We start from the raw sequence: 6214 nt of genomic DNA, 5'->3' as shown, positions 1-6214 counted from the left end.
CAAACCCAGCAATTTCATATTGGCCAATCCTACTACAGAAAATGCCTCATTGAACTCAAAAAAGTCAATCTCTTCCAAAGAAAGACCTGCCTTATCCAAAGCTTTGGGCAATGCTTTGGCCGGAGCGGTGGTAAACCATTTGGGTTCCTGAGCAGCATCCGCATAACTGATGATTCTGGCCATAGGTGTTATCCCCAGAGATTTGGCCTTGTCAGCACTCATCAGTACCAGGGCAGCAGCCCCGTCGTTAATGGTTGAGGCATTGGCGGCAGTAACCGTTCCGTCTTTGGTGAAGGCCGGGCGGAGGGATGGAATTTTCTCCATCTTTACGTTTTTGAACTCTTCGTCTTCCTCAACCACTACCGGTTCACCTCTGCGTTGAGGTACAGCAACCGGTATGACCTCCTCGGAAAAATTGCCTGCCTTCCAGGCGGTAGCAGAGCGCTCGTAGGATTGTATAGCAAAGGCATCCTGGTCTTCCCTGCTAAAATTGTATTCTTCAGCACAAGCATCAGCACAGACCCCCATGGCATTCTGGTCATAGGCGTCTACCAGGCCATCTTTCTGCATGCCGTCTAACAAGGTTGCCGGCCCAAACTTTTGTCCGTTCCTGAGGTGCAGGTAATGTGGGATCATACTCATATTCTCCATCCCCCCCGCAACTACGATTTCATTATCCCCTAAAGCGATTGACTGAGCACCCTGCATCACTGCTTTCATGCCGGAAGCACATACTTTGTTGACTGTGGTACAGGGTACGGTATCCGGAATGCCAGACAGGAGAGCTGCCTGCCTTGCCGGCGCCTGTCCTGCACCGGCCTGGACCACATGGCCCATCAGTACTTCATCTACCTGATCAGGTTGTAAGCCAGCTTTTTGGATGGCTGCTTTGATGGCTTCGGCACCCAATTTCGGGGCGGGAATGCTTGATAGTGCCCCAAGGAAACTTCCTATCGGAGTGCGTACTGCGGATACAATAACTACCTCTTTCATGAACTTAATTTTCTTACTGCGAAATTAAGAAATTAAAGGGCATTAGCCCATTCCTTTGTCCGGAAAGAGCTATTCCTATTATATTTTCTATTTTTGAATGCAATTCAGTAGCCAATGGCCGGTTCAATGGACAAAATTTACAGGAGCCAATCCCTGATCTACAAGTATTTCCTGTATTTCCTCACCATAGGTTGTATCGTTTTTTTCTTTCCCAAAGGCGGTAAGTTTAAATACGAATTCCAGAAGGGGAAACCCTGGCAATACGAAAACCTATATGCACCCTTTGACTTTTCGGTGCGTAAATCCAATACAGAAATTGAACAGGAACGGGAAACCATCAGGGGTAACCAGGTGGGGTATTACGCTTATGATGAGCAGGCGGCACAGGATATCCTGAACAGTTATGAAGCGGCATTTGTATCGGTTTTCACACGGCAGGATTACAGTGAGAGCCAGCTCAATGTATACAGAACGATAGGGCGCGAAGTCCTGGAGGAGCTGGTGTCATCGGGTATCTGGCCAGAATTGAGGGAGGCAGATAGAGGTAAGCTGGTTTACCTGGTGAAGGATAACGAAGCTGTATTGGTGAATAGTGGGGAGGTGCTGAAGGAAAGTGATCTGGAAAAACTGGTCACTGATAACATCCGGGGAAAAGGCCTGGGACGCCTGTCAAATGATTTCAAGAAAGTCCTTCTACCTCTGTTAACCCCCAATATCCGGTATGATGCTGAGCTGAGTGCCAGGGAACTGGAGAATGAACTGTCCAAAATCTCGCTCACCCTGGGGAATATAGACGAAGGCAAACTCATCATTGCCAAAGGGGAGGTGGTAGAGGCCGATAACCTTGCCATCTTGGATTCCCTGAAAGAGGAATATGAATCCGAACTCTGGGCAGCAAGCAATTACTACTTTATAATCGGGGGGTATACTATCCTTGTGGCCCTGGTGTTGATGATGTTGTTCCTCTTCCTGAAAAAGTACCGGCAGGAAGTCTTCAGGAATAATGTGAAGGTAACCTTCATCTTTTTCAACATCATGCTTATGGTCTTCATCACTACCTTCGTGGTGAAATACAACGAAACCTATGTATTTGTGGTCCCGCTCTGTATCCTGCCGCTTATCCTGAAGACCTTCTTTGATGCCCGGCTGGGACTATTCGTCCACGTGCTTACCGTCCTGATCCTGGGCTTTGTGGTTCCCAATAGTTTTGAGTATGTCTTTCTGCAGATAATCGCAGGAATCGTTACCATATTAACTGTATCTGAGCTGTATAAGCGCGCAAATCTATTTATCTCTGTAGGGCAGATCACCCTGATCTACATTGTGGGCTATTTTGCCTTTAACGTGATTCAGGAAGGGAACCTGGATAATATTATCTGGGTAACTTTTGGCTTTTTCCTTTTAAACGGAATGATCACCTTGTTTGCGCAGCCCCTGATCTACATTTATGAAAAAATATTCGGTATGGTATCTGATGTTTCCCTTCTGGAGCTATCAGACACCAATTCCCGTCTATTGAAGGAATTGGCAAATAAAGCTCCGGGAACCTTCCACCACTCCCTTCAGGTAGCTAACCTGGCTGAAGCCGCTGCCAATGAGGTAGGGGCAAACGCCATGCTGGTAAGGGTGGGGGCCCTGTACCATGATATTGGGAAGATGAACAGGCCCACCTTTTTTACAGAGAACCAGGTGACCAGTATCAATCCCCATGACGACCTAACCCCGACAGACAGTGCGAGGATCATTATCAACCATGTTATCGAGGGCATAGAGATCGGCAGGAAGAACAAGCTACCCGACCGGGTGATCGACTTTATACGGACCCATCACGGGACCAATTATGTGTATTATTTCTACCGCAAGCAACAGGAACTTGTGGATGAGGTAGCAGAAGAAGATTTCCGGTACCCGGGTCCAATACCGTTCTCCAAGGAAACTGCAATTCTTATGATGGCTGATTCCGTGGAGGCCGCCTCCAAAAGCCTAAAGAACCCTACGTATAAGATAATCGATGAATTTGTGGACAAGATCATTGGCGTTCAGATGAATGCCAACCAATTTGTAAACGCGAATATCACTTTCAGAGAAATCGAGACCGTTAAAAAAGTACTCAAGCACAAACTTACCAATATTTACCACCTTCGGGTGGAATATCCCGAATAGCTCCCAACACTTTTTGAGGTTGTATCTGCTTGTTAATTAATATTTAAAGCCCTTGTATTTTGAGAGGTAAAAATTTATTTTTATTGGATTAAGAAGTAAAACTATCGTTAAATGATAGTAATACTATTAAATTGAATTACCATGAAAAAAGCGCTTTCTTTTGTCTTTCCAGTATTCCTGCTGCTGTTTATATATAACCTTAGCGGCCAATCCGCCGGACCAGAACCCTCCGCCTGGGAGGCCCAGTTTAAACTGACTGGCGATACTACATTTCAACTCAATCAAAGGGATTCCCTGGAACGTTGGGAGGAACGCGTGTATATGCATACAGACCGGGAACAATTTGCACCCGGGGAATATGTTTTTTTCAAGGCCTATGTGGTTAACCGGAAGACAGGGCAGCGCTGGAGCCCCAGTAAGGTTTTAAAATTGGAGCTCAGGGATGTTGAGAATAAGGTGGTTGACAAACAATATCATGCCCTAAGTGATGGCGTCAGCGAAGGAGCTTTTGAGATTTCTAATAAGTTAGACGAGGGAAGGTATCACTTACTTGCCTATACCCGCTGGATGCAAAACTATGGGGAGGACATCTACTTTAATATGCCCATTCATGTGGGTTCGGATGGTTTCCCGGAAGCACCAGACAAAGCAGCCTGGCCTGATGACGTAAGCTTCTTCCCGGAAGGGGGGAAGTTACTCGCAGGTATCTCCAACAGGATGGTAGTTTATGCGACAACCGAGAAGGGTAGTCCGATTGCTTTTGACGCTGTTATCACGGATGGTACACCTGAGGGTGAGATTCCGGTTAAGAGCTATGGACAGGGTGTGGGACAGGTGACCTTTATCCCGACAGCAGATACGAGTTACCTTTTACGTTTGCAGGACGGACGCGAATGGCCTTTGCCCGAGGTGCAAAGAACGGGATATACCCTTAAGATCAACAATCTGGATCCCCGGCAGGTATTTGTACAGTCGGAAATGCAAGGTACGAATACACCACAGCGGATCTATGTTCAGGGATGGATTGATAACAAAGCCTGCTTTGAAAACGAACTTATCTATGATGAACAGGGTATTGCCAAACTGGAAGTCTCCAAAGTAGGGTTGCCTACAGGTAAGGTAGACTTCAGGCTTGTTGATGAAAATGGATCAGTCCTGGCCGAAAGACCGGTGTGGATCACGGCTGCTGATCAATTGGATATACAGATAGAGAAGGTAGAATCCCGAAAGGGAAAATCTGATGGGCATACCTTTAAAGTTACAGTTAAGGACCGCAACGGACAACCGGTACAAACGGACCTGTCTATGTCTGTACTTGCAAATGCTGCTAAGCGGGCTTCCTCCCATTTTCAGAATAACGGCCGTACAGCGCGTTTTCTGGAGGACCTCAAGGTTTATAGCAAATCGGTGACGGCTGATCCTGAGCCCACCTATCCGGATGAAATTGTTTATCCCTTTCAGAAAGGCCTGGAAATAGTGGGATATGCCTATAATCTGAACAATGAATTATTGACCAATAGAGATATTCAATTATTGGGGCTATCGGATTCACTCTGGCTGGCCAGGGAAATTCGCACGGATGCCACGGGGCTCCTGCGTATTCAGGACCTGGATTTTGAAGGGGATACCCAGGTCATTTTCCGGGCAAAGGGCGATGATACCCGGGAGCGACTGGTAAAAGTTGTGCCCTTGAGTGAAGCTACGATCGGTAAGAAAGAGAAGACTGCTAAAAAGGCGAGGAAAATAAAGAATATGGTGCTGGAAACCACACCCTGGCAGCCTATGGATACGACAGGATTGATCGAATTGGATCCCATTAATGTGACCGGAATTAAGAAGCAAAAACAGGAGTATTCTTCACAGTACCAGAGCATGATCAGCAAACAGGACATTATTGTGCAGGATCCGGCCCGTCCCAGGGACTTGTTGCAACTGATCAATGAACTTCCCGGGGTGAACGTAGTAGGCATTGGATCACCCAGTCCCAGAATTCAGATATTGCGAAGAGGGGGACCTTCCATTCCGGGGCCGCCTTTGTGGGTATTGGACGGAATTCCTTTGAATCAGACCACGAACCCTGCTATGCCTGCTAATCTCTTCCTGGATACTGCCGTTGGCCTGGTTTCTGACCTGGCTATTGACCGGGTGGAATTCCTCTTTGGCCCTGCAGCAGCAATGTATGGTACCCGTGGGGCTGCCGGTGTATTTCTGGTTTACACCCGGGATGGTGCCGATTCTGATTTCCTGCGAAGGAAAGACGGCCAACTGAAATTCAGAGGGTTTACCCCGCAACCCGATATCAGCAAGGTGCTTAAGGAGCAATTGAAAAAACGCAAGCGCAAGGACCTTCCTGCAGAGACGCTATACTGGAATCCCCACCTACAGACAGATGATCAGGGGCAGGTTGTGGTGCAGGTGCAGTCCCCGGTGGATTATCAGCAATTGGAACTTCATGTGGAATCGATCACTGCCAGAGGCCTGAAAGGTTCGCAAAAGCAAGTGTTTCCTGTAGACCCTTAAACGGGAATTTTACCCAGACCTAGATCAGAACAGAAAAAAGCATAAGAATTGTTGCGTTCCTCAGTCTGAAGAATTATTTTTGCACCCGCTCTGTGAGGAAGTTTACAGGGCATACGATCAGCTTACATAATAGATCTTAGGAGAGGTGCCGGAGTGGTAACGGAGCAGATTGCTAATCTGTCGACGCGTAAGTGTCGCCTGGGTTCGAGTCCCAGTCTCTCCGCCATTGCCCTCCATAGCTTCAGCGACGGAGGGCAATCTCATAAAACTCGGAGGGCTACGGCGGATTAATCCGTTTAGGGCCTACCAATTATAGAATTGCAGCCATGGCTGTATCGGGGTGTAGCCCTGCAGTAGTTCTGACGAACTCATGCAGGATAAACTCCGCCCGCCTGCCTGCCGCAGGCAGGGTTCCAGGGCTACTGATAAAAAGTAGTCATGGAATATGGAAAAAGACCTATTGAAATTACAGTGCAAGCTGTATCGGGGTGTAGCGTAGCCCGGTTATCGCGCCTGCTTTGGGAGCAGGAGGTCGCAG

3 protein-coding genes and 1 tRNA gene are annotated in these 6214 nt (G+C 47.6%); 3 read left to right on the top strand and 1 reads right to left on the bottom strand.

All coding sequences use genetic code 11. The features are described 5' to 3' along the window. Positions 1-993: thiolase family protein (locus tag AC4E7D_RS10370; RefSeq protein ID WP_490173727.1), on the bottom strand; the 993-nt coding region annotated here is incomplete at its 3' end. 126 nt (positions 994-1119) lie between these two features. Between AC4E7D_RS10370 and AC4E7D_RS10365 the strand changes: the two genes are divergently transcribed. From AC4E7D_RS10365 to AC4E7D_RS10355, 3 genes are all read left to right on the top strand, one after another. Then, positions 1120-3156: an HD family phosphohydrolase gene (locus tag AC4E7D_RS10365; RefSeq protein WP_490173726.1), complete on the top strand. Its 2037-nt coding sequence runs from the start codon at positions 1120-1122 to the stop codon at positions 3154-3156. 141 nt (positions 3157-3297) lie between these two features. Next, a complete protein-coding gene (locus AC4E7D_RS10360) occupies positions 3298-5676 on the top strand; it encodes a TonB-dependent receptor plug domain-containing protein (protein WP_490173725.1) in 2379 nt (792 codons plus the stop codon). Positions 5677-5815: 139 nt separating this feature from the next. Then, positions 5816-5902: transfer RNA gene (locus tag AC4E7D_RS10355), tRNA-Ser, on the top strand. Positions 5903-6214 lie beyond the last annotated feature (312 nt).

It is taken from the genome of Lentiprolixibacter sp. (assembly GCF_982873095.1).
The sequence above is the reverse complement of the archived record's forward strand: the minus strand, read 5'-3'. Positions and strand labels throughout refer to the sequence as shown.

Excerpts from the sequence above, each read along its gene's own strand:
- AC4E7D_RS10365 (WP_490173726.1), top strand. The coding sequence starts at position 1,120 with ATGGACAAAATTTACAGGAGCCAATCCCTGATCTACAAGTATTTCCTG.
- AC4E7D_RS10360 (WP_490173725.1), top strand. The coding sequence starts at position 3,298 with ATGAAAAAAGCGCTTTCTTTTGTCTTTCCAGTATTCCTGCTGCTGTTT.